General features: G+C 65.2%; 21 protein-coding genes and 1 tRNA gene. 10 read left to right on the forward strand and 12 right to left on the reverse strand.

Annotated features, from left to right (window positions below):
* Window positions 1-8: 8 nt before the first annotated feature.
* Window positions 9-1,460 (reverse strand): DEAD/DEAH box helicase, encoded by a 1,452-nt coding sequence (locus tag KVF90_RS13260; protein WP_264392050.1) that lies wholly within the window; start codon window positions 1,458-1,460, stop codon window positions 9-11.
* 145 nt (window positions 1,461-1,605) lie between these two features.
* Window positions 1,606-2,184, reverse strand: coding sequence for a hypothetical protein (locus tag KVF90_RS13265; protein ID WP_264392051.1), 579 nt, complete (start codon window positions 2,182-2,184; stop codon window positions 1,606-1,608).
* 175 nt (window positions 2,185-2,359) lie between these two features.
* Between KVF90_RS13265 and KVF90_RS13270 the strand changes: the two genes are divergently transcribed.
* Together KVF90_RS13270 and KVF90_RS13275 are read left to right on the forward strand one after the other, a co-directional pair.
* Window positions 2,360-3,829, forward strand: a complete 1,470-nt coding sequence (locus KVF90_RS13270; protein ID WP_264392052.1) for an FAD-binding oxidoreductase — start codon at window positions 2,360-2,362, stop codon at window positions 3,827-3,829.
* 110 nt (window positions 3,830-3,939) lie between these two features.
* On the forward strand, window positions 3,940-4,734 hold the full coding sequence (locus KVF90_RS13275; RefSeq protein WP_264392053.1) for a SapC family protein: 795 nt from the start codon (window positions 3,940-3,942) through the stop codon (window positions 4,732-4,734).
* 97 nt (window positions 4,735-4,831) lie between these two features.
* Here the strand turns inward: KVF90_RS13275 and KVF90_RS13280 are convergent, their stop codons facing one another.
* Entirely contained in the window at window positions 4,832-5,821 is a 990-nt protein-coding gene (locus KVF90_RS13280; RefSeq protein WP_264392054.1) for an N-formylglutamate amidohydrolase, read from the reverse strand.
* Between the two features lie 136 nt (window positions 5,822-5,957).
* Between KVF90_RS13280 and cpdR the strand changes: the two genes are divergently transcribed.
* From cpdR to KVF90_RS13300, 4 genes are all read left to right on the forward strand, one after another.
* Entirely contained in the window at window positions 5,958-6,347 is a 390-nt protein-coding gene (gene cpdR / locus KVF90_RS13285; RefSeq protein WP_264392055.1) for a cell cycle two-component system response regulator CpdR, read from the forward strand.
* Between the two features lie 88 nt (window positions 6,348-6,435).
* Window positions 6,436-6,510: transfer RNA gene (locus KVF90_RS13290), tRNA-Val, on the forward strand.
* Window positions 6,511-6,729: 219 nt separating this feature from the next.
* Complete coding sequence (locus KVF90_RS13295) at window positions 6,730-7,953, forward strand: NADP-dependent isocitrate dehydrogenase (protein WP_264392056.1); 1,224 nt, start codon at window positions 6,730-6,732, stop codon at window positions 7,951-7,953.
* A 105-nt stretch (window positions 7,954-8,058) separates the two neighbouring features.
* Window positions 8,059-9,831 carry a cation:proton antiporter gene (locus KVF90_RS13300; RefSeq protein ID WP_264392057.1) on the forward strand — a complete coding sequence of 591 codons (1,773 nt, stop codon included), beginning with the start codon at window positions 8,059-8,061 and terminating at the stop codon, window positions 9,829-9,831.
* A gap of 12 nt (window positions 9,832-9,843) precedes the next feature.
* On the opposite strand, the gene alaS is transcribed toward KVF90_RS13300, so the two are convergent.
* From alaS to smpB, 7 genes are all read right to left on the reverse strand, one after another.
* Complete coding sequence (gene alaS, locus KVF90_RS13305; protein ID WP_264392058.1) at window positions 9,844-12,513, reverse strand: alanine--tRNA ligase; 2,670 nt, start codon at window positions 12,511-12,513, stop codon at window positions 9,844-9,846.
* A 289-nt stretch (window positions 12,514-12,802) separates the two neighbouring features.
* Window positions 12,803-13,870, reverse strand: coding sequence for a recombinase RecA (gene recA, locus KVF90_RS13310; RefSeq protein ID WP_264392059.1), 1,068 nt, complete (start codon window positions 13,868-13,870; stop codon window positions 12,803-12,805).
* 144 nt (window positions 13,871-14,014) lie between these two features.
* Entirely contained in the window at window positions 14,015-15,667 is a 1,653-nt protein-coding gene (locus KVF90_RS13315; RefSeq protein WP_264392060.1) for a DUF4139 domain-containing protein, read from the reverse strand.
* Window positions 15,668-15,675: 8 nt separating this feature from the next.
* Window positions 15,676-17,172 carry a DUF4139 domain-containing protein gene (locus KVF90_RS13320; RefSeq protein WP_264392061.1) on the reverse strand — a complete coding sequence of 499 codons (1,497 nt, stop codon included), beginning with the start codon at window positions 17,170-17,172 and terminating at the stop codon, window positions 15,676-15,678.
* 105 nt (window positions 17,173-17,277) lie between these two features.
* Complete coding sequence (locus KVF90_RS13325; RefSeq protein WP_264394516.1) at window positions 17,278-19,689, reverse strand: PAS domain-containing sensor histidine kinase; 2,412 nt, start codon at window positions 19,687-19,689, stop codon at window positions 17,278-17,280.
* 134 nt (window positions 19,690-19,823) lie between these two features.
* Complete coding sequence (locus KVF90_RS13330; RefSeq protein ID WP_319641031.1) at window positions 19,824-20,438, reverse strand: DUF2062 domain-containing protein; 615 nt, start codon at window positions 20,436-20,438, stop codon at window positions 19,824-19,826.
* 130 nt (window positions 20,439-20,568) lie between these two features.
* The gene (gene smpB / locus KVF90_RS13335) at window positions 20,569-21,051 is read right to left on the reverse strand and encodes an SsrA-binding protein SmpB (RefSeq protein WP_264392062.1); all 483 of its coding nucleotides are present in this window, start codon (window positions 21,049-21,051) and stop codon (window positions 20,569-20,571) included.
* A gap of 122 nt (window positions 21,052-21,173) precedes the next feature.
* Between smpB and KVF90_RS13340 the strand changes: the two genes are divergently transcribed.
* Window positions 21,174-22,238, forward strand: a complete 1,065-nt coding sequence (locus KVF90_RS13340) for a succinylglutamate desuccinylase/aspartoacylase family protein (RefSeq protein WP_264392063.1) — start codon at window positions 21,174-21,176, stop codon at window positions 22,236-22,238.
* Here the strand turns inward: KVF90_RS13340 and dapA are convergent.
* Window positions 22,235-23,122 (reverse strand): 4-hydroxy-tetrahydrodipicolinate synthase, encoded by an 888-nt coding sequence (gene dapA / locus KVF90_RS13345; protein ID WP_264392064.1) that lies wholly within the window; start codon window positions 23,120-23,122, stop codon window positions 22,235-22,237. The two genes, KVF90_RS13340 and dapA, sit on opposite strands and share 4 nt — an antisense overlap.
* 105 nt (window positions 23,123-23,227) lie before the next feature.
* On the opposite strand from dapA, the gene KVF90_RS13350 reads away from it, so the two are divergent.
* Window positions 23,228-25,183, forward strand: a complete 1,956-nt coding sequence (locus KVF90_RS13350) for a lytic transglycosylase domain-containing protein (protein WP_264392065.1) — start codon at window positions 23,228-23,230, stop codon at window positions 25,181-25,183.
* A 17-nt stretch (window positions 25,184-25,200) separates the two neighbouring features.
* On the forward strand, window positions 25,201-25,680 hold the full coding sequence (gene greB, locus KVF90_RS13355) for a transcription elongation factor GreB (protein WP_264392066.1): 480 nt from the start codon (window positions 25,201-25,203) through the stop codon (window positions 25,678-25,680).
* Here the strand turns inward: greB and KVF90_RS13360 are convergent.
* On the reverse strand, window positions 25,671-26,273 hold the full coding sequence (locus tag KVF90_RS13360; protein ID WP_264392067.1) for an RNA 2'-phosphotransferase: 603 nt from the start codon (window positions 26,271-26,273) through the stop codon (window positions 25,671-25,673). The two genes, greB and KVF90_RS13360, sit on opposite strands and share 10 nt — an antisense overlap.
* A 1-nt stretch (window position 26,274) precedes the next feature.
* Here KVF90_RS13360 and KVF90_RS13365 point away from each other — a divergent pair, with 1 nt between their 5' ends.
* Window positions 26,275-26,763 (forward strand): hypothetical protein, encoded by a 489-nt coding sequence (locus KVF90_RS13365; protein ID WP_264392068.1) that lies wholly within the window; start codon window positions 26,275-26,277, stop codon window positions 26,761-26,763.
* Window positions 26,764-26,798: the final 35 nt, after the last annotated feature.

Below are 26,798 nucleotides of genomic sequence, written 5' to 3' on the forward strand. Positions count from 1 at the left end.
CCAGCCGGTCAGCCGAAACCGACGTCGAGGAATCCGGGACGCGGACCGTTCCACTCACCCGCGGGGACGGGTTCGTCATCCTCGCGATAGCGACGCGGCTTGCGATCGTCGCTCGCTGTGACCTGGTCGGTGCGCGGCGCAGACTTTTCACGGCGGGGCCGTTCTTCGCGAGGAGCACGTTCTTCGCGCGGCGCACGTTCTTCACGGGGTGCTCGCTCTTCGCGGGGTGCGCGTTCTTCGCGGGCACGGCGCGGCTTGCGCTCTTCGCGCTCCTCGCCGTCCTCGACGCGTTCAACCTTGGCCGCTTCGGCCTTGGCGATCACTTCGCTCAGATCGACGCGGACATCTTCCTTGCCGAACACCTTGATCGGGCTGCCGGTGAGCTTCTCGACATTGGAAATCGCCTCGGCATCTTCTTCCGAGACGAAGGTGAAGGCCCGACCCTTGGCGCCCGCACGGCCGGTACGGCCGATGCGGTGGACGTAATCGTCCGGGTGCCACGGCGTATCGAAGTTGAAAACGTGGCTGACGCCCTTGATGTCGAGACCGCGCGCAGCGACGTCCGACGCGACGAGAATGTTGACCTCACCCGCCTTGAAGCGTTCGAGCTCCTTGATCCGGCTGCCCTGATCCATGTCGCCGTGGATCTCGCTGGAGCGGAAGCCGAAGCGGGCAAGGCTCTGGTTGAGTTCACGAACGGTGGTCTTGCGGTTGGCGAAGATGATCGCGTTTTCGACAAGGTCGTTCTCGAGGAACCAGCGCAGCGTGTCTTTCTTCGAGCGCGACTTCACTGGCACCTTGAAGGCGGTGATGTCGGCATTGGTCGAAGCCGCCCGGCTGACCTCGATCCGCTTGGGATTGGTCAGGAACTTCTTGGCCAGCTTCTCGATCGGCGGCGGCATGGTCGCCGAGAAAAGCATCGTCTGGCGCGTTTCGGGAAGCTTGGAGCAGATGAACTCGATATCGGGGATGAACCCCATGTCGAGCATCCGGTCGGCCTCGTCGATCACCAGCAGTTCGCAGCCGTTGAGCATGATCTTGCCGCGCTCGAACAGGTCCATCAGGCGGCCGGGCGTGGCGATCAGCACGTCAACGCCGTCGGACAGGGCCTTCAACTGGTCACCCATCTGCACGCCGCCGATCAGCAGCGCCATCTTGAGATCGTGATTCTTGCCGTACTTTTCGAAGTTCTCGGCAACCTGCGCAGCGAGTTCGCGCGTCGGCTCGAGGATCAGCGAACGCGGCATCAGCGCGCGGCGGCGGCCCGCTGCCATCACGTCGATCATCGGCAGCACGAAGCTCGCCGTTTTGCCCGTGCCTGTCTGGGCGATGCCGATCAGATCCCGCATCATCAGCACGGTCGGGATCGCCTGCGCCTGGATGGCAGTGGGCGTGGAATAGCCCGCATCCTCGACGGCTTTGAGCAATTCGGGCGAAAGGCCGAGATCGGCGAAGGTCATGCGGTGTGTGGTGTCCGAGAATAGCGGGCAGTCTTGCTGCCGGGATTGCTGGCCGTGTGCACGCAAGAGCGCAGCATCAGGCCGCCGCGCCTTTCCCGCAAATGGGCGCAAAAGTCAAGGAATCGCGCGGGAGCGCGCGTGTTTTTCAGGTTCGCACTTCGACGAGCTGGCGCATCGCCTCCACCTGGCAGCGTGCGCCGGTGCGCGATTGCAGCCTGTCACGATCAACGCAGAGCCGCCCGTCCTTGTTCTTCTCGACATAGAAGCCGGAGTAGAAGTCACGGGCGCGGCACGCTTTTTCGAGGTTGACCGAGATCATCCGCCGGTCACGCAGGAACAGGACGAGCCGGTTGCCGCTGCCGGTCTGCACGCCCGCGATCTCGGCCAGGGGCACGCATTTTTCCTTGCCGCGCTCCTCGAAACGGGTCGTAGGGGCGCGCTGCTGGGGCATTTCGGCGGTGAGGTTGCGGCGCGCATCGGCGGGCGCCGGGGCGATCCTGACAACGACGCGCTGTTCGATCCGCACCTGACGCACAACCGACGACTGCCGGTAGGCCGAAAGGGGATTGAGCGCCGCTGGCTGCTCATCAAGTTCTGCGGATGCGTCACACTGCGTGGCCGAGGTGCCCGCAGCCAATGCCGGCTCGCCCGGTGCATCAACCGTTTCCGCCACCATTGGCAGCATCAGCGCCAAAGGCGCCGCGAAGGCGAGCAGGCTTTGCATCGGCGGGGGTGATCTCTCCTCGTGCGGGGCAGGATCGGCGGGAGTCTTGCCAGCGTGCGTTGCCAACAAGATTTGTTGTGTTCTAGCGTCGGCGTTTGAACCATGGCTTAACTGACGGACAGGTGCCCATAATGGCGATGGTAATTTCATGGCCGTGTGTGGCATGGGGGCAACAATGAACCACCCAGCACCGCCCCCGCGCTCCGCCGCTGCCTCCGACGCCTTCCTGACCGAGGCAACAGCGCTGCTGGGAGAGCGTGGGCTGACCACCGACCCCGACCGGATGGACGCGTGGCTGACCGACTGGCGCGGGCGCTACACCGGACGCGCGCTGGCACTTGCTTCGCCAGCCTCGGCTGCGGAGGTCGCCGCGCTGGTCAGGCTGTGCGCCGCACACCGCGTGCCGATTGTCCCGCAAGGCGGCAACAGCGGCATGGCGGGCGGTGCGACCCCGGACGAAAGCGGCGCGGCGATCATCCTTTCGCTGCGGCGAATGGACAGCGTTCGCAGCCTCTCGGCTGAAGCGGGACAGGTGGTTTGCGAGGCGGGTGTCATTCTCCAGACGCTGCACGATGTGGCGGACCAGGCCGGAATGCGCTTTCCGCTGACTCTCGGCGGGAAAGGTTCAGCCACGATCGGCGGGCTGATTTCTACTAACGCAGGCGGCACGCAGGTGCTGCGCCACGGCACCATGCGCGCACAGGTTCTGGGGCTGGAAGCGGTGCTGGCATCGGGCGAAGTGCTGGACTTGATGACCCCGCTCAAGAAGGACAATCGCGGCTTCGACCTCAAGCAGTTGCTGATCGGATCGGAGGGGACGCTGGGCATAGTCACCGCAGCGAACCTGCGTCTGCTGCCCGCCAGCCTTGGCCGCGCAACGGCATGGGTGGGACTTGGCGGGATTGTGGAGGCACGCACGCTGCTGCGCCGTGTGGAGCGCGCTTTGGGCGATGCGCTGGAAGGCTTCGAGGTCGTGCCGGAGCATTGTCTCGGCTCCGTTCTCGCCCATCAGCCCACCGCCCGCGCGCCTTTGGGCGAGCGCCATGCGTGGAATGCGCTAATCGAATGCGTATCGCCCTCTCAGGACAGCACGGCTTTGCGCGAAGCGCTGGAAGGCGCCCTCGCCGCCGCGATGGACGATGGTTTGGTTGCCGACGCTGTGATTGCCGCCAATGATACGCAAGCCGAGGCCTTCTGGGCCTTGCGCGACGGCATATCCGCTGCCGAACGCGCGCTTGGCCCGGCGATGCAGCACGATATCTCAGTGCCGGTCGAGAAGATGCCAGAATTCATCCTGGCCGCCGCGCCTGATATCGAAGCCGCCTTCCCCGGCACCCGCGCGGTCGCTTTCGGCCATCTCGGGGACGGCAATGTCCACTTCCACGTCCTCGCCCCCGGAGGCGCAGTGCGCGGGGAATGGGAAGAAGCGGAAGGCAAGGCGGTCAGCGCGCGGGTCTATGATCTGGTGACGCGGTGGGGCGGATCGATCAGCGCCGAACACGGAATCGGGCAGATGAAAGTGGACGAACTGGCCCGCCTGCACGATCCGGTTGCGCTGGCAGTGATGTCGCGCGTGAAGCAAGCGCTCGACCCGCTCGGCCTGCTCAATCCGGGGAAACTCCTCCACACCCTGTCCACCCCCTGACGTGCATGGCTTGCGCACGCGGCAGCAAGGCCTTAAGGGCCGCGCTTTCGGCGGGGCGCTCGGTTTTCCGCTGAGGGGATCATCCACTACCGTTTGTCGGAGACTTCGTCATGGCCAGCGCGCCGCAACAGCAACTTCCGTTGTTCTACAAGGACCTTCTGCCGCTCAACAGCCGCGATCATGCCGACTGGAAAGCCGGCACGCTGGAAAGCGCCGCCTATCTGGCCGCGACCCACGCGATTCCGCTGACATCGGACGAATTCGTCGATGCACAGCGCAACTTCCCGATCGTGTTCACCGCCGGGGAAAGCCCGCTGCCGATCGCCCTGTTCGGCCTCAACGAAGGCGTCAACACCTTCGTCGGCGATGACATGAAGATCAACGAGGCGATCTACCTGCCCGCCTATGCGCGCCGCTATCCCTTCATCCTCGCCAAGCTTCAGCAGGGCAATGATGACATGTCGCTGTGCTTCGATCCGACCGCGAACCTGCTCGGCAAGTTCGACGAAGGTCTGGAAATGTTCACCGCCACGGGTGAGCCGACCGAATATACGCAGGGCGTGCTCGATTTCTGCCGCCGCTTCGAAGAAGCAGGTCAGCGCACCAAGCTGTTCATGGAAGAGCTCGCCAAGCTCGACATCCTGATGGACGGCGAAATCGCGATCACCCGCAACGACATGCCCGACAAGCCGTTCATCTACCGCGGTTTCCGCATGGTCGATGAAAACAAGCTGCGCGAACTGTCGGCCGAAACGCTCGATGGTCTCGCCAAGAACGGCATGCTGATGCTGATCTACGCACACCTGTTCTCGCTGAACCTGATGCGCACCCTGTTCGAGCGTCAGCTCGCCCAGGGCAAGGTGCCGCTGACGGCTGAAGGCGGTCCGGCGCCCGCGCTGAACTGATTTCGCAGGGCCAAGGCCGCAAGGCTGAGGTTTGTCTGAATAGCATGACGGGCGGGTAGACCACGGTCTGCCTGCCCGTTTTGCGTTCGGGCTTTTGCTACTCTGCTGCCTGGCGAAGGCCGTCACCCCCGCCCAGCAGCGCTGCCTCCGCGCCAAGCTCGCGCACCAGTCCCACCAGCATTGCGACGATCGCGGGCAAGCCCGCGCCCGGCTCCGCCAGATGGCGGTCAAGATAGGTCGCGCGGCACACCTCGATCTGCACCGCATGCACGCCGGCATGTGGTGCGCCGTGGCGGTCGAGCACATAGCCGCCCGAATAGGGGCGGTTTTGCGACGCCGGAATGCGGCGGGCCTCAAGGTGTCCGAGCGCCCGGCCCATCAGCGTATTGTTGCAAGATGCACCGAAGCGGTCGCCCAGCACCAGCAAGGGCGCGCGCGCTTCGCCCTCTGCCGCGCGCAGGGGCGGCATCGAATGCAGGTCGATCAACAGGGCCGCGCCCCATTCCGCGCGAATCCGCGCCAATTCCTGGCCGAGCGCTTCGTGATAGGCACGGTGGATGCCATCGATCCGGGCAGCAAGTTCCTGCGGCGCAAGCCGCCCGCGCCAGATTTCGCCCGATCCCGGCAGGCGGCGCGGTACCAGCCCGAGGCCGCTACGCGCCCGGGCATTGCTGCGCTGGCCGGGTTCTGCATCCGGAAGATCATCGGGCCGACCGCCCTCGATCATGTCCCAATCAATATCGTCCTCGGCACGGTTGAGATCGAGCAGTGCGCGCGGCGCATGCGCGACCATCAGGGCCGCGCCCGTCTCGCGCGCAATGCCTACGCCGAGCCGGTCGACATAGCGGTCCTCTAGCCGCAACTGCGCCAGCGTCGCGTCGCGCATCCTTGCAGTGACTGCCGGAGGATAGGCGCGTCCCGCATGGGGCACGGCCACCAGCACGGGCAGACGCAGACGCGGCGGACTCGTCAAGGTGAAGGCGGGCGCGTCGTCCAGACCCGGCACCACCCCGCCGCTCACCGCGGTCCGGACAGCGGAACCATTATGGCCTGAGCCAAGCCGGGGGGAGCGGGGAGGCGTCGACATACCGCCTGTCTTGCTGAAGGGTTTGTGCAGCCCTGTCAAAGCCTCATCGCCTGCGCGCATGCATTGCGGGTCGTACCGGATGCGACCCGTCGCAGAGACAAAGATTTCTTAAGCCGGGGCTGCTAACAACCCCGTCATGACAGCGACACGCACCCCCCGCATCCTGCTCGCCGAAGACGAGGAGGCGATGCGCGCCTATCTCGAACGCGCGCTGACCAACGCCGGCTATGAAGTCAGCGCGGTCGACCGCGGCACCGATGCCGTGCCCCTGCTCGAAACAGGCGATTACGACCTTCTGCTATCGGACATTGTCATGCCGGAGATGGACGGGATCGAGCTTGCCCAGCGTTGCGCGGAGATCTCCCCGCGCACGAAGGTGATGTTCATCACCGGCTTTGCTGCGGTGTCCTTGCGCGCGAGCCGCGAACAGCCCGCAGCCAAGGTGCTGTCAAAGCCGTTCCACCTGCGCGACCTTGTGCTGGAAGTCGAACGCATGTTCGAGGAAGCTGGCGAAGCGCGGGTCTGACATTCAGGCGGCTCGAATCGCTTGCACCTTCCAAAGGGCTGCGATAAAGGGCCGCTCCGCGCTCGGAAGGGCGCTGAACCGATGGTGCGGGCGTATAGCTCAGTGGTAGAGCACTATGTTGACATCGTAGGGGTCGCAAGTTCAATCCTTGCTACGCCCACCATCGGCTAAAGCAGAACAGCCCGCCCCTTTCGGCGGGCTTTTTTGTGCCTGCACGCGGCGCAACGGTTGTTGCGTTTCATTTGCAACCCCCGCGCTTGCAAGCCCGAACACCTCTGCTAAAGCGCGGCCGGGATCTTTGGGCCTTGGACGGGCTCCGAACAGCTTCCTGTCGTCAAAGCACGGCCCTGCGCGGACGGGGCAGAAGGATAGGGCAAATCGCATGCAAAAAATCAAAGTCGCCAACCCCGTCGTCGAGCTTGACGGCGACGAGATGACCCGCATCATCTGGCAGTGGATCCGCGAAAGGCTGATCCTGCCCTATCTCGACGTTGACCTGAAGTATTACGACCTCTCGATCGAGAACCGCGATGCGACGGACGATCAGGTGACGGTCGATTCCGCCAACGCCATCAAGCAGTATGGCGTCGGCGTGAAGTGCGCCACCATCACCCCCGATGAACAGCGCGTCGAAGAATTCGGCCTCAAGAAAATGTGGAAGTCGCCCAACGGCACGATCCGCAACATTCTGGGCGGTGTGGTGTTCCGCGAACCGATCGTGATCGATAACGTGCCGCGCCTTGTGCCGGGCTGGACAGATCCCATCGTGGTCGGCCGTCATGCCTTTGGCGACCAGTACAAGGCGACTGACACCTTGATCCCCGGCCCCGGCAAGCTGCGTCTGGTGTGGGACGGCGAGAATGGCGAGAAGATCGACCTCGACGTGTTCGACTTCCCCAGCGCCGGCGTGGCGATGGCGATGTACAACCTCGACGATTCGATCCGCGATTTCGCCCGCGCCAGCTTCAACTACGGCCTCAACCTCGGCTGGCCGGTGTACCTCAGCACCAAGAACACCATCCTCAAGGCCTATGACGGGCGCTTCAAGGACCTGTTCCAGGAAGTCTTCGACACCGAAGGATTCGCCGAACAGTTCAAGGCCAAGGGCATGGTCTACGAACACCGCCTGATCGACGACATGGTCGCCTCGGCGCTCAAGTGGTCGGGCAAGTTCGTCTGGGCCTGCAAGAACTACGACGGCGACGTGCAGTCGGACACCGTGGCGCAGGGCTTCGGCTCGCTCGGTCTGATGACCTCCGTGCTGCTCAGCCCCGATGGCAAGACGGTCGAAGCCGAAGCCGCGCACGGCACCGTCACCCGCCACTATCGCCAGCACCAGCAGGGCAAGTCGACTTCGACCAACCCGATCGCCTCGATCTTCGCCTGGACCCGCGGCCTGATGTATCGCGGCAAGTTCGACAACACGCCCGAAGTGGTGAAGTTCGCCGAAACGCTCGAGCGTGTCTGCATCCAGACTGTCGAGAAGGGCTACATGACCAAGGACCTCGCGCTGCTGATCGGCCCGGGTCAGGCATGGCAGACCACCGAGCAGTTCTTCGAGACGATCGTCGAGAACCTCGAAAAGGAAATGGCCAAGCAGGCCTGATCCTGATCGTATTCACAAAAAGCCGGGCGGCCCTTTGGCTTGCCCGGCTTTTTTATTGCATGCGCGAAGGGTGACAGCCCTGCCCGTCTCCTTTAAGCCCAAGGCGTGGCTGGCGAACTGACCCTCTCTCCGTTCCTGTCCGATGCGCTGGTGATCCTTGGCGCGGCGGGAATCGTGATCCCTGTCTTCGCCCGCTTCCGCATTACGCCGATCATCGGGTTCATCCTGATTGGTGTGGCCGTAGGCCCCTTCGGCCTCGGCTCGCTGGTCGAACGAATACCCTGGCTCTACTACATCACCATCAGCGACCCCGAAGCGCTCACGCCCTTTGCCGATTTCGGTATCGTGCTGCTGCTGTTCGCGATCGGGCTGGAGCTGTCGTTCAACCGTCTCTGGACGATGCGCAAACTGGTGTTCGGGCTCGGCGCGCTCGAGGTGCTGATCAGCGGCAGCGCGCTGGCGCTGTTCATGGGGCTGGCCGGTGCCATGGACACCGCTGCCGCACTGGCACTGGGCTTTGCCCTCGCCTTTTCCTCGACCGCCATCGTCCTGCCGATTTCAGGCACCAGATCGCCCGTGGGCCGCGCGGCGCTATCGATGCTGCTGTTCGAGGACATCATGATCGTCCCGATCATCTTCGTCCTCGGCGCGCTGGCCCCCAATGCGGCCGACGAAGGCTGGGGCGGTATCATCCAGACCCTGTGGCAAGGCGGGCTGGTGATCGCGGTGCTGCTCGTAGTGGGCCGCTTCGCCCTTCCCCGCCTGTTCGCCCAGGCCGCTCGCACCAAGAGCCCCGAGCTGTTTCTGGCCGCATCGCTGCTGGTGGTGATCGGGGCGAGCCTCGCCACCGCACTGGTCGGCCTGTCGCCCATCGTCGGCGCGCTGATCGCGGGCCTGCTGATCGCCGAGACCGAGTACCACACCGAAGTCGAACTGATCATGGAGCCGTTCAAGGGGCTCGCCCTCGGCGTGTTCCTGATCACCGTCGGCATGAGCATCAACCTTGCCGAGATTGCCGAGCAGATTGGTGCCATCACCCTCGCCGTGGTGGGCGTGGTGGTGTTCAAGGCGCTGGTGACCGGCGTGTTGCTGCGGCTGATGGGTGCGCGGCGGGGCACGGCGGCGGAGACCGGACTGCTGATGGCGTCGCCATCCGAAACCACCCTGATCGTGCTCGCCGCCGCCACCAGCGCGCTGGTGCTCGATGCCGAAACCGCGCGCTTCTGGCAGACGGTCACCGCCATCGGCCTCACCATCACCCCGCTTCTGGCCAAGCTTGGCGCGGTAATTGCGCGGCGGGTGGACAGCGTCGCCCTGGCGCAGAACGATGACGACAGCGAGGAGGCGCGCACCATCATCGTCGGCGGCGGGCGCGTCGGACGGTTGATCGCCGACATGATGCAAACCCACGGCAAGTCTTACGTGATGATCGATTCGAACCCCGATCTCATCGCGGCCGCCAAACGGGACGGATACCGCGCCACCTTCGGCGATGCGGCGCGCGGCGACACGTTGTCGCGGCTTGGCGCGGAACGCGCGCCTGCCGTGGTGCTGACGATGGACGAGCCGGTGCTGGCCCAACGTCTCGTGGCCAAGCTGCGCCAGACATACCCCGACCTGCTGATCGTAGCCCGCGCGCGCGACACCGATCACGCCGCCGCCATGTACCGCGCCGGGGCCAGCCACGCCGTGCCCGAGACGCTCGAAAGCTCGCTCCAGCTATCGGAAGCCGTGCTGGTCGACATTGGCGTGGCCATGGGCCCGGTGATCGCCTCGATCCACGCCAAGCGCGACGAGTTCCGCGAGCAGCTGGAACGCGACGGGGGCCTCAGCGAAAAGCCGAAGCTGCGCACGTCGAGCTCGGCATCGGGCGCCTAACTTAGACTACGATCAGACTGCCGGCTGGCTTTCCAGGACCGCCTTCACCGCTGCCAGCGCGTCGGCCGCCTTGCTGCCGTCCGGCCCGCCGCCCTGCGCCATATCGGGCCGCCCGCCGCCACCCTTGCCGCCGAGCGCTTCGACACCCGCACGCACCAGATCGACCGCGCTGAACCGTGCCGTGAGGTCATCGGTGACAGCAGCAGCGATGCTCGCCTTGCCATCATTGACCGCGATGATCGCCGCAATGCCCGATCCGATCCGCTGCTTGGCGGCATCGAGCAGAGGGCGCAGTTCCTTGGGATCGAGCCCCTCGAGCACCTGACCGCTGAAGGTGACACCCGCGACGGTCTCGTCCACCGCAGCCGCGCCGCCGCCCGAGCCACCACCACCGAGCGCCAGCGCCTTCTTCGCCTCGGCCAGTTCCTTTTCGAGCCGCTTGCGTTCATCGAGCAGCGCCGCAAGCCGCGCCGGGACTTCTTCCGGCGTCGCGCGGATCACGCTGGCAGCTGACTTCAAGGCTTCCTCGCGCGCGACCAGCCATTGCCGCGCGCCCTCGCCGGTCATCGCCTCGATGCGGCGCACGCCTGAAGACACCGCGCTCTCCGAAACGATGCGGAACACGCCGATATCGCCCGTGGCGCGGACATGGGTGCCGCCGCACAGCTCGACCGAATAGTTGCGGCCTTCCCCGCCCGCGCGGCCCATCGAAAGTACGCGGACTTCGTCGCCGTACTTCTCGCCGAACAGCGCCAGCGCACCTGCCGCGACGGCATCGTCCGGAGTCATCAACCGAGTGCTGACCGTCTCGTTGGCGCGGATTTCGGCGTTCACCTCGGCCTCAACCGCGGCGATATCGTCCGGCGTGAGCGCGACGGGGTGCGAGAAATCGAAGCGCAACCGGTCTTCTGCGACCATGCTGCCCTTCTGCGTCACGTGCCCGCCAAGGCGGCCCCGCAGCGCGGCGTGGACAAGGTGGGTGGCCGAATGGTTGGCGCGGATGCGATCGCGGCGCTCGGCATCAACCTTGAGTTCGACCGTGTCGCCAACCGCGATTGCGCCTGCCTCGATGCGCACCTGGTGGGCGTGGAGGCGGCCGAGCGGTTTGGAGGTATCAGTGACGCTGGCCTTGAAGCCGGAGAGGCTCGCCATCGTCCCCGCGTCACCGGTCTGGCCGCCGCTTTCGCCGTAGAAGGGCGTCTGGTTGGTAAGGATCACGACCTCGTCACCCGAGGCGGCGTTGGCCACTTCAGCCCCGCCCTTGACGATGGCGACCACCCGGCCCTCGCCACTGGTTGAGGCATAGCCGGTGAACTCGCTCGCGCCTTCGCGTTCGGCGATGTCGAACCAGACTTCGCCCGAGGCAGCTTCGCCGCTGCCCTTCCAGGCGGCGCGGGCTGCGGCCTTCTGGCGCGCCATTGCGGCGTCGAAACCGGCCTTGTCGACCCCGATCCCTCGGGCGCGCAACGCGTCTTCGGTAAGGTCGTAGGGGAAGCCGTAAGTGTCGTAGAGGCGGAAGGCGATCTCGCCATCAAGCTCACCGCCGCTGGTCAGGTCACCAGTGGTTTCATCGAGCAGTTTCAGACCCTTGTCGAGCGTGCGGCGGAACTGGGTTTCCTCACGTTCGAGCACTTCCTGGATGAGCGCCTGCCCGCGGGTCAGCTCGGGATAGGCCTGGCCCATCTCGCCAACGAGCGCCGGAACGAGACGGTGCATCAGCGGCTCCGACGCGCCGAGGAGGTGCGCATGGCGCATGGCGCGGCGCATGATCCGGCGCAGCACATAGCCGCGGCCTTCGTTGGAAGGGAGTACGCCGTCGGCCATCAGGAAGCTGGTGGAGCGCAGGTGATCGGCAATCACGCGGTGCGAGGCGGCAGTCTCGCCTGTCGCGGCGACGCCGGTGAGCGACTCAGATGCCGAAATCAGCGCCTTGAAGGTGTCGGTATCATAGTTGTCGTGCACGCCTTGCAGGACGGCAGCGACACGCTCGATGCCCATGCCGGTGTCGATCGACGGCTTGGGCAGATCGCGGCGGGTGCCATCAACCTGCTGTTCGTATTGCATAAATACGAGGTTCCAGATCTCGACGAAGCGATCGCCGTCCTCGTCCGGGCTTCCCGGAGGGCCACCGAAGATGTGCTCGCCGTGATCGTAGAAGATTTCGGAACACGGCCCGCAAGGCCCCGTGTCGCCCATCGACCAGAAGTTGTCCGAGGTGGGGATGCGAATAATGCGGTGGTCGGGAAGGCCCGCAATCTTGCGCCACAGATCGGCTGCTTCGTCGTCCGTATGATATACGGTGACGGTGAGCTTGTCCTTGGGAAGGCCCCATTCGCCGGTCAGCAGGGTCCAGGCGTGGGTGATCGCCTCTTCCTTGAAGTAATCGCCGAAGGAAAAATTCCCAAGCATTTCAAAGAATGTATGGTGCCGGGCGGTGTATCCGACATTGTCGAGATCATTATGCTTGCCGCCGGCGCGGACGCATTTCTGCGAGGATGCGGCACGGGGGCTGGCCGGGGTTTCGAGCCCGGTGAAGACGTTCTTGAACGGCACCATCCCGGCGTTGACGAACATCAACGTCGGATCGTTGTAGGGCACGAGCGGCGCGCTCGGCGTGGCGGCGTGGCCATTCCTACTGAAATAGTCGAGGAAGGAGCGGCGGATTTCGTTCGTCGAGGTCATGGCGGTGCAGTTAGGCAAAGCGCGGGGATTTCGCAATGGAGCGCGCAAAATCCCGGGGTCTGGAGGGGGTCTAACCGGGGTCTAACGGGGGTCAAGACGGGGTCTAAGGGGGGTCTGGAGGCACCCTCGACGCTGCTAAACCAGTGCTGCGCACCCAACAGCCGCGCCGGGCAAGCGAAAAGCCGGCCTGCGCTCTGGGGAGGAGCACAAGCCGGCGTTCCGGGTTTTCGGGCGCGGTGGGACAGCCGGGGAGCGGGACACTCCTGCCGGGCAAGCGCCCGCTTGGGGATCAGTCGTCCGAGTCCGCGTCCGGCCCGGCCATCATTTCCCCGGCAACCTGATCGGTGCGGCTGCGGATCGCAGCTTCCAACCGGTCGCAAACTTCAGGATGTTCCTTGAGATAGGTCTTGGCGTTTTCGCGGCCCTGACCGATGCGGATCGAATCGTAGGAGAACCAGCTCCCCGACTTCTCGACGAGGCCGGCCTTCACACCCAGATCGATGATCTCGCCGATCTTGGAGATGCCTTCGCCATACATGATGTCGAATTCGACCTGCTTGAACGGCGGGGCGACCTTGTTCTTCACCACCTTCACGCGGGTTGCGTTGCCGGTAATCTCGTCACGGTCCTTGATCTGTCCGGTGCGGCGGATGTCGAGACGGACCGAGGCATAGAACTTGAGCGCGTTGCCGCCGGTGGTGGTTTCGGGGTTACCGTACATCACACCGATCTTCATGCGCAGCTGGTTGATGAAGATCACCATGCAGCGCGAGCGGCTGATCGAGCCGGTCAGCTTGCGCAAGCTCTGGCTCATCAGGCGGGCCTGAAGGCCGACGTGCGAATCGCCCATCTCGCCTTCGATTTCCGCGCGCGGCACCAGCGCTGCGACCGAATCGACCACCAGCACGTCAATCGCGTTGGAACGCACCAGCGTATCGACGATTTCCAGCGCCTGTTCGCCGGTATCGGGCTGCGAGACGATCAATTCGTCAATGTCGACGCCCAGCTTCTTGGCATAGACCGGATCAAGCGCGTGTTCCGCGTCGACGAAGGCAGCAGTGCCGCCCATCTTTTGCGCTTCGGCAATAACATGCAGCGCCAGCGTGGTCTTGCCCGAGCTTTCCGGCCCGTAGACTTCGATCACCCGGCCGCGCGGCAGGCCGCCGATGCCCAGAGCAATATCCAGACCCAGCGAACCGGTCGAAATGGATTCGACCTGCATCGTTTCCTTCGAGCCCAGCTTCATTGCCGAACCCTTGCCGAATGCACGATCAATCTGTGCGAGCGCGGCTTCGAGAGCCTTTTGACGGTCCACGGCTTTTTTGTCCTCTTCCACCAATTTCAATTGGGTAGCCATCGCACGCGCTCCTTCGGTTGCCTAGGGGCGAAGATCAGTTTTCCGCCGCCCGGTGGAGCCTATGTATCGCGTTTGTTCTCATGGAACAAGTAGGGAACGAAATTTTTTTCACCGGGCCAGATCGGCCCATGCCTACGCCCGCGCCTAATCGCTTACCGCTTGGCGCAGCTTCCAGTCGACTGTGCGCGTTGCGTTGGCGGGGATCGTCACCTCGACCGTCTGGTAGCCGTTCTTCACCACCACCTGCTGCTGCGGGAAGCGGAAGTCGAACTGCCCTGCCCAGCCGATTTGCAGCCTAAGCTGCACGGGATGCGGGTTCGCATTCGTCAGCGTGGTGCGCATTCCCGTCCATTTGCGCTTGCGTACTTCGGTGACAGCTTTGGTCGTCCGGGTGCAGGTGGAGAACACCTGCGCGCTCGGTGCAAGATCCAGTTCCACATCCTGGCCGCGCGCATAATCGCGCAGGGAGGTTTTACCGGCCACTTGCGGCCCACGCGCAGTCGGCTCGTACAGCGTCATCGCCCCTTGCGGCAGAGCAATGCCAAGGCCCTTCTTGTCCTCGTTCTTGGTCACCAGCAGCATATCGGCGGCGGTTGGCGGGGTACCACCCGGATCGGCGCGGTCATAGGGCAGGCACGTCGCCACATAGATCATCCGTGCCTTGACCGCGTCCTTGTTGAGGAAGGCGACCTGCTTCATTCCCTTGGCGGAAACATCGACGCGGCCGGGCACACGGAACAGCTTGAGATCGCCGAGATTCTCCTCGCTGGCGGTGACGACGGCGGCCTCCATTGCCATGTCCGCCATCCGCATGCGAGAGGCGGTGACCGTGATCGGTGACGGCGCATACATCATCGTGGGCGCTGGCAAGGGTGACGGCGGCGGAGGCGGAGGCGCATAGAATTCGACCGGCGATCCCTCCGCTGTGCTGCCAAGCGGATAGCAGGTCAGCCGCAGCGGCTCTGCCACCGGAGGGTCGGCGAGTTGCCGGTAGTCGCTCTCGATATTCAGCTTGCCGGCAATGATCTGGAGCCGGGCATTATCGAAGCTCTGCCCGTTGTCGTTGACCAGCGTGAGCCAGCTCAAGAGGCTCATGGCGAATTCGTCGCCTGCGCCGGTGCTCCCGCTGCCATCGGGCATGGTGCCGACATAATTGGCCTGCCAGTCGAAGCCCCAGGACAGGTATGTGAGTGTCACATCATAGGTGCCGCCCTCATCCGACCGGGTATCGACCGAGAACACCGGGCTTGCCGAAAGGCCTGCGGGGATGCGGTCGAAGGTCAGCTTTTCGGGCAGGCCGGCACAGCGCACCGCCTCGAACCCCTGTCCGGTTTGCAGCACCAGCCCGCCATCCGCACGGGTGCGCACCACGGCTTGCTCGCTTCTGGCCTCGCCTGTCGCGGGGTTGGTGCGGGTGATCGTCACGCGGTTGCCGAGCGTGCCGTTGACCAGCGCCGCGGGTGAGAGCAGCTCGGCGTTGCGGTTCTTCTCGATGGTGCCGCCGGGGAGCCCCGTCACGATCGCCGAAATGCCGATCATGCCTTCCGCCACGCCTTCGAAACGGATCGTGGATTCGCCCTTGGGCAACGTCACCCGGCGGGTCTCGCTGATCATCGCGAAACCCTGCGGATAGTTGCGGTTGAGCTTTTGGTCCTCGCCGCGATCCGGATCGCGGTAGATCGTCACGGCGAGGTCGGACGGCGCTTCGGCGTCGACCACCTCGCGCCCCGAGGTCTGGGCAGCCAGCGGCGCAGCGATCACCGCCGCGCAGGTCAGCCAGATTGCGGCGTTCCGCATCACCCGCCTCAGTAGCGGGTTTCGTAGGTCACGCGGATAACCCGCTCGCCCTCGGCAGGGACGGGAACGGTGTAGCGCCGCCGGTCAGCGTTCAATTGTTCGCCCTTGATGTCCTCGAAAGTGACGCGGGTATCATCCCCCCACCAGCTGCGGCTGAGGCCGACCTGGGTGAGGTCCACCGCCACAGCTTCCGCTTTGGCATTGGTGAGGGTGTAGCGCATGGTCGTGCGGTAGAAGGTCTTGGGCCGTTCAACCTCGACCGTGCTGACCGGCTTGCCGTCCTGATAGACGCGGTAACGCGCGCTTTTTTCCCATTCCGAGGCGGTGATTTCCTCGCGCTTCTCGATCTCGGCCTTCACGGTGATGTCGAAGGCGTCGCCGGTCACCAGCGAAAGGTCGCTGCCCATCGGGGTGTGGCCGATCTGGTTTTCACCGATGAACTGCGGGGTGCCTTCGCGGTCGCGCTGGTAGAAGCGCACCGTGCCTGCCGGCAGCGCGTCACCCAAGCCCTGATCGCGCGAGGTCGAAAAGGCGATACGGCTTTCCACGTTGCGCGGGTTCTGGTCATTTTGCTCGAAGCCGACCGTGATCGCATAGATCTTGCGCGCGGGGACGGACTGCACGTCGAGGAAGCTCACCTGCTTGGTCTGCGCATTGGCGACCGTGGTGCGCCCGCTGATCGGGTAGAGGTAGAAATCGCCGAGCTGCTCGCGGTCCGCTGCCTCGGTCCCTGCGCGGGTCATGCCGCGCTGGCTGTAACCGCCGCGCCCGCCGCCATTATTGGGATCGCCCGCGACCAGCACGGTATCGGCGCGGTGGAAGGTGGTGCCGGTGTTGTTGGTGAGCGTCACCCAGCCCTGCATGTCGATGGTGCCCGCGCTCTCGTTATACAGCGCGACATAGTCCGCGCTCCACCCCAGCCCGCCGGTGAGATAGCGCAAGCTGACCGGGCGCGTGCCGCCGCGGCTGCTGTCGAGATTGACCGACAGCGTGGGCCGCGCGCGAAGGTTCGGCGGCACGCGGTCGAAGATCACGCGCACCGGCAGGCCATCGTCACGCAGCACCTCGATCCGGTCGCCGATCTGGATCACCACGCCGCCTGCGGTGGAGAGCACCTTGGCGCGCTCGCGCGTTTCGGTGCCGGTCGCGAGGTTGGTGCGCAGCAAGGTGACGGTCTGGCCGATGGCCTTCTCCATCAGCTTGGTGGGGGTGAGCAGATCGTAATCGAAGTTCTGTTCGATGATCGTGGTGTTGGCTGCGGCAAAGCTCAGCGTCTCGGCCTGGATGCGGGCCGAAACGTCGGGGAATTCGACCCGGCTCTGCCCCTGCGCGATGGCAAGCTGGCGCACATCCTGCACCAGCGCGAGATCATTATTGTAGATGGTGAGCGCGACATCACCCTGCGCCGTCGCATCGGGATCGGGGACGCCCTGGGCAAGCGCGCCTGCTGCCAGCAGTGCCGCAGCAGAAACGCCGACGCCTGCGATAATGGCCCGGTAGATCATGCAAGTCCCCTTCAATCGTGTCTGGCACGCGATGAACGACCTTGCGGCTTTCTCCAAGGTGAATGGAGTGCTTATGCCGGTGAAAATGCGACTTCCGCCGCGCGCCTATGCGCCAGCCTCGGCCTCCGCGCGCGCCTGTTGCAGCACCGCGCCGACCTTGTCGCCGATCGATGCGACGCTGAAGGGTTTGGCGATGAAGTGCATGTCGGGGATGTCGATATCGCGGCGCAGCTGTTCCTCGGCATAGCCTGACATGAAAAGCACCGGCATCTTGGGAAGCTGTGCGCGGATGGCGCGGACCATGGCGGGTCCGTCCATCCCGGGCATCACCACATCGCTCACCACGACATCGAACGTCCCGCCCTCGGTGATGGCGGCAAGGCCTTCCTCACCATTGGCGCAGGCGGTGACTTCGTAACCCGCACGGGTCAGCGCCCGTTCGGCTACGGCGCGCACCATGTCCTCGTCCTCGACTAGCAGCACCTTGCCACCTGCCGACCAGTCGGAAGAAACCAGCGGCGCAGCCGCGCGCTTCTTGGGCATCTCGCCGCGGTGGACGGGGAAATAGACCGTGAAACGCGCACCGACGGGGTGGCCGGTCTTGTCCGCGATATTGTCGGCGAAGATGAACCCGCCCGATTGCTTGACGATCCCGTAGGCCGTCGACAGGCCGAGGCCGGTGCCCTTGCCCTGTTCCTTGGTGGTGAAGAACGGCTCGAACAGCTTGGGCAGCACGTGCGGCGGAATGCCGCCGCCGGTGTCCTGCACGATCAGCACGGTATAGTCCGCCGCGGGCAGCACCTCGGAGCCGAGCTGGATCACCTGCTTGGCATGCAACGTCCGGGTGAACAGCGAAATCCGCCCCGTGCCATTCCCGCGCGACTGGATCGCATCGCGCGCGTTGACGGCGAGGTTCATGATGACCTGCTCCATCTGCTGCGGATCGGCGCGCACCGGGCCAAGGTTGCGGTCATGCTGGACGTAGTAGGTGATCTTCTCGCCCAGCAACCGCTTGATCAGCGGGCTGACCTCGCTGACCACGTCGGGAAGCTGGATGATCTCGGGCCGCAAGGTCTGCTGGCGCGAGAAGGCGAGCAACTGGCGCGTCAGCGCGGCGGCGCGGTTGGAATTGGCGCGGATCTGCTGGATGTCGTCGTAATCACTGTCGCCCGGGATATGGCGCAGCAGCATCAGATCGCAATTGCCGATGATCGCGGTCAGCACATTGTTGAAGTCATGCGCGACGCCGCCCGCAAGCTGGCCCACGGCCTGCATCTTGGTGGCCTGCGCCACCTGACGGCGCAGCTGGTTTTCCTGCGAGGTGTCGGCAAGCGAAAGCAGCACCGCCGCCTCGCCAAGGCCCCGCACGCCCGCAAGGCCGAGCGAGACCGGCTCTTCCGGGCTGTTGACCAGTCGCACCGCAACATCGCCGCTGGTCGAAGGGCCGCGTCCGTGGCGGCGCACCGCATCGGACAGCGCAGCCTTGTCCTCGCGCACGACGAGATCGGTCGGGAAGGCAGGCAGCCCCCGCCCCTCGCGCGCGACCGATCGCAGGAAGGCGTCATTGGCGAAGAGGAAGCGCCCGTCACGGTCGGTCATGGCAAGGCCCAGCGGCAATTGCGCCAGCAGTGCATCAAGCTGCGCGACCCCGGCTTGCGAAGCGCCATCCCAGCCCGAACCGATGCCCACGCCCGAATCGATCAGCAGCATCAGGGACGTCGCCTCGTCCGGGCCTGCGGGGGTAACCCGCTCCTCGGGATCGACCAGCGGGACGTCGACCAGCGTCTGCGGCGTTCCGCCCCGCCCTTCGCGGGCAAAGAAAATGCGGTCGCGTTCGTCGGAGCGCAGGAAGCTGACGAAATCCTGCCCCACCATGCTCGCCCGCTCGTCCCCGGCGGCCCGCTCGGCAAAGCCGGCGCTGACGGCGCGGATCACGCCATCGGAAGTGGTGATAGCGGTCTCGATCCCGGCGCGGCTCAGCATCTTGCCGAACGGCCCGGCCAGATCGAGCGCGTGCAGGTTGCTGCTGGTGGTGCGCACGATCGGGCGCAGCCGCCAGATCAGGTGATCGTCCCCCCGTCCGGCGCGCGTGGCGGAAACCTGCCAGCGCGTCTCGTCCGAAGCCTCCACATCCTCAAGCGCGGCGCTCCCGTCGCGCCAGGCGTTGCGTGCGAGCAGCGTCACCGCCTCCAGCGCCTTGCGTCCGAACGGCAGCGCAGGCGGCGCGGCACTGGCGCCAAAACTGTCGAGGAAGAAGATATTGGCGCAAACCATGCGATTGGCGCGGTCGGTAATGGCAATCGCCTCGCCCGCACGCTCGATCGCTGCGACCGTGACGCTCCAGTCGGGCGCGGCCACGCCCTCGCGTTCAGGGGCATCGCGCATCCGGTCGAGCATCACCACCCCGCCCAACAGCACGCCCGCTGCCAGCACAAAGGCCAGCGCCACAAGGCCGCTGCTGGTGGCGAAGAACAGCACCGCAGCGCTCGCAACCACAGCGCCGCCAAGCGCCAGCATCAGGTTGACGGGCGGAAGGCCTGCACCTGCTTCGTCGGTTGTATTGAGAAGATTCGGATCATTGCCGGGGCGGCGGGACAAGGCGGGTCAGCTCCTATGGAAACGGGCGGCGCAGGCATGCGCCGGAACGCTTCCTACTGCGCACCGAGCCGCTGGTCGAGACGCGCTTCCATCACCTTCAACCGTCTGGCCCGCTTACGGGACACTACGGCGCGCCATACCCATGCAGAAAGGATGTAACCGATCACAGGCGCGGCAAACGACAGCACCAGATAGCCGAGCAGAGTGGCACCGGCGACTTCGTATGCGTCTGCGAACCAGGCCCATGCCCCGCTACTGGCGGCCTTGGCTGTGACCACCGCCGGGGCAGTCGCGCCGAAATGCAGCACGAAATCGCCGAGCTTGTAGGCGATTGCCGCCCAGAAGGGCAGCGTAAAGGGGTTGGTGACAAAGGTCACCAGTGCAGCCAGCGGCACATTGGCGCGCACCGGCAGCGCAAGGAAGGTGGAAATCAGGATTTGCCCCAAGGGGAAAATGAAAGCCGCAAACAACCCCAGCGCCACGCCGCGCGGCACCGAGCGCCGCGTGAAGCGCCACAATTCGGGCGAAAGCACGCGGTGCGCGACGGGGGCGAGAAAGCGGTTATTCGCCATTTCCTCGCGCGTCGGGGTGTTCTTGCGGATGATGTCCATTGCCCAGGTCTTTGACCGCTTGGCGATGGTGGGCTGGCGGGGCGGTGGCACGCTCATGCGCGGCGACCTTGCAGGCGCGCAGCCGCGACGGGATCGGAAAGGGTCGATGAGGCCAGCATGGTGATTGGGGATATGGGTAGCATCGCCGTGGTGACCAGTAGATGAATCGGTGCCTGCGTGACTATTTTTACCCGCGGTCGCGCATCAGGCGCGCTTTGTCGCGCTTCCAGTCGCGTTCCTTGGTGCTGGCGCGCTTGTCATGGTTCTGCTTGCCCTTGGCGAGCGCGAGTTCGACCTTTGCCCGACCGGTGCTGTTGAAATAGACCATCAGCGGGACCAGCGTCATGCCCTTGCGCTCCACCGCGCCGACGAACTTCTCGATCTCGCGTTCGTGCAGCAGCAATTTGCGCGGGCGGCGCGGCTCGTGGTTGAGGCGGTTGCCGTGGCTGTATTCGGGAATATTGGCGTTGATCAGCCACACTTGCCCGTCCTTCACCTCGGCATAGCTTTCCGCGATGCTCGCCTCGCCCGCCCGCAGCGCCTTCACCTCGGTGCCTTGCAAGGCCAGCCCGGCCTCGAAAGTGTCCTCTATATAGTAGTCGAACCGCGCGCGGCGGTTCTCGGCGACGATCTTGAGCTTGTCGAAGGTTACGGGTTTGGGGCGTGCCATAAGGGGGGGCGATGTAGTGGCTGGGCCGCGAAAAAGCGAGGGGGCAAAACATTACCGTGCTTTGCGCTTTGCGCGGCGGCGGTTTAGCGTCACCTTCCGGGCAGCAGGGGAACTCCGCGCGCATGACCACGCCAGAGCCGTTCATCATCGCAGGCACCAGTGTCGCCCCCGGCACAGCCAGCGATGTCGCCTTCCCGATCACGACGCTGGCAACCGGCACGTCCTCGTCACTGGCGGTGCGGGTTCTGCACGGCGCGCGGCCCGGCCCGGCGGTGTTCGTCAGCGCTGCGATCCACGGGGACGAGATTATCGGCACGGCAGTGATCCAGCGGCTCGCGCAGGAGCTGGATCCTGCGGCGTTGGCGGGAACGGTGCTGCTGGTGCCGGTCGCCAATATCTTCGGCTTCATCACCCATTCGCGCTACCTGCCCGACCGGCGCGATCTCAACCGCAGCTTCCCCGGAAGCGCAGGGGGATCGCTCGCCGGGCAGCTGGCGCATGTTTTCTACCGCGAGGTGGTGGCGCGCTGCACGCTGGGCATCGATATCCATTCGGCGGCGATACACCGCTACAACCTCCCCCAGATCCGCATCGCCGCGGGCAACCGGCGGCTGGTGGAGCTGGCAATGGCGTTCGGCGCGCCCGTCATCATCGAGAGTCCCCTGCGCGATGGTTCGCTGCGCGATCAGGCGCAGAAGCACGGGGTCGAAATGCTGCTGATGGAGGCCGGCGAGGCGCTGCGGTTTGACCGCCTGTCGATTGAAACCGGGGTTGAGGGCGTGGAGCGGGTGCTCGCCCACCTCGGCATGATCGAAGCGGATGACGGCCTGAGCGCGGTCGGCATTCCGGCGCGGGCGAACCGTTCGGTCTGGGTGCGGTCTCCGCGTGGCGGGGTGGCGCAGATGGTGCGCGAATCCGGCGATCCGGTGCGGAAAGGCGATCTGCTCGGCTGCGTCGCAGGCCTGTTCGGCGAGGAAGCCGAGGAGATGGTCAGCCCGGTCGACGGGATCATCATCGGCCACGCCACCCTGCCCGTCGTCCACCAGGGCGACGCCCTGTTCCACATCGCCGCCATCGACCACCCCGAGCGGGTCGGCGCGCAGATCGATTCGATCACCGAAGCGATTCTGGCGAGCGAACCGCAGGGGAGCGCCCAACGCCTGCTGGACGAGGACGAGGTGGTTTAGGCGGGGATGACCCCCGCGAGAACCAGCGCCTCATCCACCGCGCGGCGGGCTTCGTCCGAGCACTCGACCAGCGGCAAGCGCACTTCCGGTTCGATCCACTGGTGGACGCGGCTCAGCGCATACTTCACCGGCGCGGGGCTCGCGTCGGAGAACATCGCGTAGTGCAGCGGGAACAGGCGGTCGTTCAGTTGCCGCGCCTTCTTCAATTCGTTCGCTGCGATAGCTTCGTGGAACTCGGCGCACAGCTTGGGCGCGACATTGGCCGTCACCGAGATGCAGCCTCGCCCGCCCGCCGCCGCGTGGGGGAGCCACAATTCGTCATTGCCGGAAAGCTGGCAGAACTCGCGCCCGATGCCCATGCGGTGATCGGCGACGCGGCTCAGGTCCCCGCTCGCGTCCTTGATGGCGATGATCCGGTCGGGATACTTGCGCACCAATTCGACCACCGTGTCGTCGAGAATATCGGTCACCGTGCGCGCGGGCACATTATAGAGCACGATCGGCAGGTCGCAGTTTTCCGCGAGATAACTGAAATGCGCGATCAACCCGCGCTGGCTCGGGCGGTTGTAGTACGGGGCAACGCACAGCCCTGCTGCCGCGCCAGCCTTTTTGGCGAAGTTCATGTGCAGCTGCGCATTGCGCGTGTCGTTCGATCCGCAGCCCGCGATCACCGGCACGCGGCCCGCCGCCTGCTCGATGCACACTTCGATCACACGGTGATGCTCGGCGTTGGAAAGGGTCGATGCCTCACCCGTCGTGCCGCAGGGGACAAGCGCGGCGCTGCCGTTCTCGATCTGCCAGTCGACCAGCCGCCGGAACGCGACCTCATCGAACGCTCCGCCGCGAAAAGGAGTCACCAGAGCGGGTATCGAACCGCTGAACATTGCCTTTGTCCTGCCTTCATCGCTAGATATCGGAATAAGAGGGTCTCTCCCCCGTTATCCCATCGTTCAGCGCCTGATAAGGAGCCGATTGGCACTATGTCCAGCATGGTCCGTAAGTTTTTGAATTCGTCACGGATATATGCTGCCAGTCTCGCGATCGGGACGGGTCTGACGTTCGGCGCGCCGCTGGCTGCGCAGGATTGGGGCAACAGCAACGATCTCGTCGCCCGTCAGCCCACGGCCATCGACGCCGCTTTGGCGCGTTGGGAAGTGCTGCAGGCCAGCCGCACCCATACCTTCGCCGACTATGCGGGTTTCGTGCTTGCCTACCCCACCTTCCCGCGCATCGACATCCTGCGCCAGCGGGCCGAAGCCGCGCTGGAGAATGAAGCCCCGCCGCAGGCCGATTTGCTGCGCTACTTCGATGCCAACCCGCCGCTCACCAACCCGGCTCGCGCGCGTTACGCCCTGGCGCTCGCTGCGGTGCAGCGGCCCGAAGCCCTGTCCGAAGCGCGCAAGGCATGGCGCGGCGGCGCGATGAGCGATCCGGTCGAGCTGTATCTCGTCGGGCTTTACGGTGCGCAGTTCACGCCGGACGATCACGCGGTGCGGATGGATGCGCTGCTGTGGCAGGGCAAGGCCGATGCCGCCTCGCGCCAGCTGGTGAACCTTCCCGAAGCCGAGCGGCCCCTCGCCCTCGCCCGCCTGTCACTGCTGCGCGGTGCGCGGCCAGAGGCGGCCGGAATCGCCGTTCCTCCCGGGGCCGAGGCCGATCCGGGCTATGTCTTCAATCTCGTGAAGTTCCTGCGCTCGACCGGCCAGAACGGCGAGGCCGCGCGAGTGTTCACCAACCGCCCCGCCTTTGTCCGCCCGGCGCGCGAGCCCGAGGCCTTTGTCGGCCAGCTGCTCGATCTCGCGGAAGTCTCCGGCGCAGGGGATGCCGCGCGGATTGCCGGTGCCACGCAAGACCTGTTCGCCCCCGGCACCGATTTGTCGCTCACCAGCTTCACTTTGCGCGACCGGCTGACCGATCTGATGTGGCTGGGCGGCACCAAGGCGCTGTGGCAGCTGGGCGACGGAACCACCGCCGCGCCGCTGTTTGCGCGCTATGGCGATGCAGCCAAGACGCCGCTGACCAAGGCCAAGGGCTATTTCTGGGCTGGACGCGCCGCGCGTCAGGCCGGATTGAGCGCTGAGGCAACGCGCTATTTCGAAATGGCAGCGCGCTGGCCTGATTACTATTACGGCCAGCTCGCGCTGTCGGCGCTTGGCCGTCCGATGCCGGGCTTTGCCGGTCTCCCCCAGCCTGCGATGGATGCCAGCGTTCGCGCCGAGTTCGAAAGCCGCCCCGTCGTCAAGGCGATCCGCGCGCTCGCCAAGAACCGCCGCGACTGGCGCACCGAACGCCGCTTCTTCGAAGCTCTTGGTGACGAGGCCGATACGCCCACCGAAATGCTGATGGCCGCGATGCTCGCCAACGAAGTCGGGCTGGACGAGATGGCCGTGGTGCTCGGCATGAAGGCGGGCGAGAACGGGTTGTCGGGGCTTGAGCGGATCGGATTCCCGGTCGTCTCCACGCCGTCTGCGGTCAATGACTGGGTGATGGTCCACGCGATCGGTCGGCAGGAAAGCGAATTCGACCGCACCCGTGTCAGCCATGCCGGCGCGCGGGGGCTGATGCAGCTGATGCCCGGCACCGCACGCGAACAGGCGGGCAAGCTCGGCATGAATTACATGGCCGCCGATCTGATCGGCGCGCCGCATTACAACATCCAGTTGGGTGACGCCTATTTCGCGCGGATGATGAGCTATTACGGCGGGGCCTACCCGCTCGCCGTGGGCGCTTACAATGCCGGGCCGGGACGCGTGAACGAATGGCTGCGCAAGAACGGCGATCCGCGCACCGGCGCAATCGACTGGGTGACCTGGGTCGAGAAGATCCCCGCCAATTTCGAGACGCGCTATTACATCATGCGCGTCATCGGCAATGCGGTGACCTATTCGCACATGTATCCCGAAACCGCAGGCCTGCCGCGCCCCGTCGACACCTTCCTGCGCTGAGCAATGAAGCCGCGCCAATGAAGGTTCAGGGGGCACCGATCACGCCAGCGGGGATGGCCGCGCTCAAGGCGCGCTATGATCACCTGCTCGGCACAGAGCGTCCGGCGATTGTCGAGATCGTCAGCTGGGCGGCAGGCAATGGCGACCGCTCGGAGAACGGCGATTACCTCTATGGCCGCAAGAAGATGCGCGAAATCGACCGCGAGCTGACCCATCTGATCAAGCGGATGAAGGCGCTGCGGGTGGTCGATCCGGCAGCACAGATCGACCGCGGCCGCGTGTTCTTCGGCGCGAAGGTCGAAATCGCGGACGAGGATGACAATCGCCAGACCGTGCAACTGGTGGGCGACGACGAACAGGACGCGGGCGCAGGCCGGATCGGCTGGAACTCCCCGCTGGCGCGCGCGCTGCGCGGAGCTGGCGTGGGCGATCTGCGCATTGTCACTCTGCCCTCGGGCACGCGCGAGTGGGAAGTGTTGGCGATTGCTTACGACTGAGTGGAATCCAGCCGCCGGAGAAATTGCGGCGGCACCGTTTCGACCAGCCAGACACCATTGCTCGACAGCGCGAAGGCAAAGCCCGCCGCCCCCATCGCCGCTGCATCAACCGCGAGAATGATTGCCGACCCGCGCCGCTGCCCGACCCGGGTCGCGGTTTCAATGTCCGGGGACAGATGCACATGATGGCGTTGTTGCCGGGTCAGACCCTCCTGCATGATCGCCGGAAGAAATTTCTCCACCGTACCGTGAAACAGCACCGGTGGCGGTGTGGCGGCTTCCCAGCTTCCTTCGACCGCGACCGAATGCCCCTGCCTTGCACGGATGCGATGGCCATCTTCCGACAGTTCGAACCGGCTCTTTTCATTCTCCGCAACCACCGCGCGCAGCAGGTCGGGCGAGGTTTCCAGACCATCGCGTTGCAACGCAAGCAGCACCGCATGGGTCTCTGCCCACCCGCCAGGATCGAGCGTGATTCCGCCCTGCTCCGGCGCGTGCCGCAGCCAGTAGGACAGGGCCTTTGAGCGTTTGCGATGCTGATCCGACATACGCGCGGTGTTGCAAATTCGCCGACACTGGGCAATCGGGGTCAACATGCTTCCCCGCGTGACCGCCCTCGCCTGTGCCCTGGCTGCCACGATCGCCGCGCCGCTGGCTGCGCGCGAGAGCCTTGGCGTGTATGAAAGCTGGGCCGCCTTCAAGGATGCCAAGCCGCAGCGCTGCTATGCCATCGCCAAGGCGCAAGGATCACCCGCCGCGCCTGCCTATGCCACCGTCTCGCATTGGCCGGACAAGAAGGTGCGCGGGGCGGTGCATCTGGTGTTGTCCCGCGATGTTGCCGACAAGGCATCGGTGCGGCTGGCGGTGGGGGACAAGCGCTTCGATCTTGTCGCCAAGGGGCGCAATGCCTGGGCGGCGGATGCGCGCGATGATGCCGCGATCATCGCCGCTCTGCGCTCTGCAGCGCGGATGAGCGTCTCGGCAAAAGGCGCAAAGGGCGGGGTTTTCACGGACCGCTACACGCTGGCGGGCGCGGCCACGGCGATCGATGCGGCCACAGTGGGATGTGCGCAAAGGCGCTGACTGGTCAAACCGCACATCTGCGACTATATGCCCAG

It is taken from the genome of Porphyrobacter sp. ULC335 (genome assembly GCF_025917005.1).
In the GTDB taxonomy this organism is placed as follows: domain Bacteria; phylum Pseudomonadota; class Alphaproteobacteria; order Sphingomonadales; family Sphingomonadaceae; genus Erythrobacter.

What these genes read in the sequence shown, in the direction of transcription:
- KVF90_RS13260 (WP_264392050.1), bottom strand. Translation starts at nt 1,460, where the DNA reads ATGACCTTCGCCGATCTCGGCCTTTCGCCCGAATTGCTCAAAGCCGTC.
- KVF90_RS13265 (WP_264392051.1), bottom strand. Translation starts at nt 2,184, where the DNA reads ATGCAAAGCCTGCTCGCCTTCGCGGCGCCTTTGGCGCTGATGCTGCCA.
- KVF90_RS13270 (WP_264392052.1), top strand. Translation starts at nt 2,360, where the DNA reads ATGAACCACCCAGCACCGCCCCCGCGCTCCGCCGCTGCCTCCGACGCC.
- KVF90_RS13275 (WP_264392053.1), top strand. Translation starts at nt 3,940, where the DNA reads ATGGCCAGCGCGCCGCAACAGCAACTTCCGTTGTTCTACAAGGACCTT.
- KVF90_RS13280 (WP_264392054.1), bottom strand. Translation starts at nt 5,821, where the DNA reads ATGTCGACGCCTCCCCGCTCCCCCCGGCTTGGCTCAGGCCATAATGGT.
- cpdR (WP_264392055.1), top strand. Translation starts at nt 5,958, where the DNA reads ATGACAGCGACACGCACCCCCCGCATCCTGCTCGCCGAAGACGAGGAG.
- KVF90_RS13295 (WP_264392056.1), top strand. Translation starts at nt 6,730, where the DNA reads ATGCAAAAAATCAAAGTCGCCAACCCCGTCGTCGAGCTTGACGGCGAC.
- alaS (WP_264392058.1), bottom strand. Translation starts at nt 12,513, where the DNA reads ATGACCTCGACGAACGAAATCCGCCGCTCCTTCCTCGACTATTTCAGT.
- recA (WP_264392059.1), bottom strand. Translation starts at nt 13,870, where the DNA reads ATGGCTACCCAATTGAAATTGGTGGAAGAGGACAAAAAAGCCGTGGAC.
- KVF90_RS13315 (WP_264392060.1), bottom strand. Translation starts at nt 15,667, where the DNA reads ATGCGGAACGCCGCAATCTGGCTGACCTGCGCGGCGGTGATCGCTGCG.
- KVF90_RS13320 (WP_264392061.1), bottom strand. Translation starts at nt 17,172, where the DNA reads ATGATCTACCGGGCCATTATCGCAGGCGTCGGCGTTTCTGCTGCGGCA.
- KVF90_RS13325 (WP_264394516.1), bottom strand. Translation starts at nt 19,689, where the DNA reads ATGCTGGCGCTTGGCGGCGCTGTGGTTGCGAGCGCTGCGGTGCTGTTC.
- KVF90_RS13330 (WP_319641031.1), bottom strand. Translation starts at nt 20,438, where the DNA reads ATGAGCGTGCCACCGCCCCGCCAGCCCACCATCGCCAAGCGGTCAAAG.
- smpB (WP_264392062.1), bottom strand. Translation starts at nt 21,051, where the DNA reads ATGGCACGCCCCAAACCCGTAACCTTCGACAAGCTCAAGATCGTCGCC.
- KVF90_RS13340 (WP_264392063.1), top strand. Translation starts at nt 21,174, where the DNA reads ATGACCACGCCAGAGCCGTTCATCATCGCAGGCACCAGTGTCGCCCCC.
- dapA (WP_264392064.1), bottom strand. Translation starts at nt 23,122, where the DNA reads ATGTTCAGCGGTTCGATACCCGCTCTGGTGACTCCTTTTCGCGGCGGA.
- KVF90_RS13350 (WP_264392065.1), top strand. Translation starts at nt 23,228, where the DNA reads ATGGTCCGTAAGTTTTTGAATTCGTCACGGATATATGCTGCCAGTCTC.
- greB (WP_264392066.1), top strand. Translation starts at nt 25,201, where the DNA reads ATGAAGGTTCAGGGGGCACCGATCACGCCAGCGGGGATGGCCGCGCTC.
- KVF90_RS13365 (WP_264392068.1), top strand. Translation starts at nt 26,275, where the DNA reads ATGCTTCCCCGCGTGACCGCCCTCGCCTGTGCCCTGGCTGCCACGATC.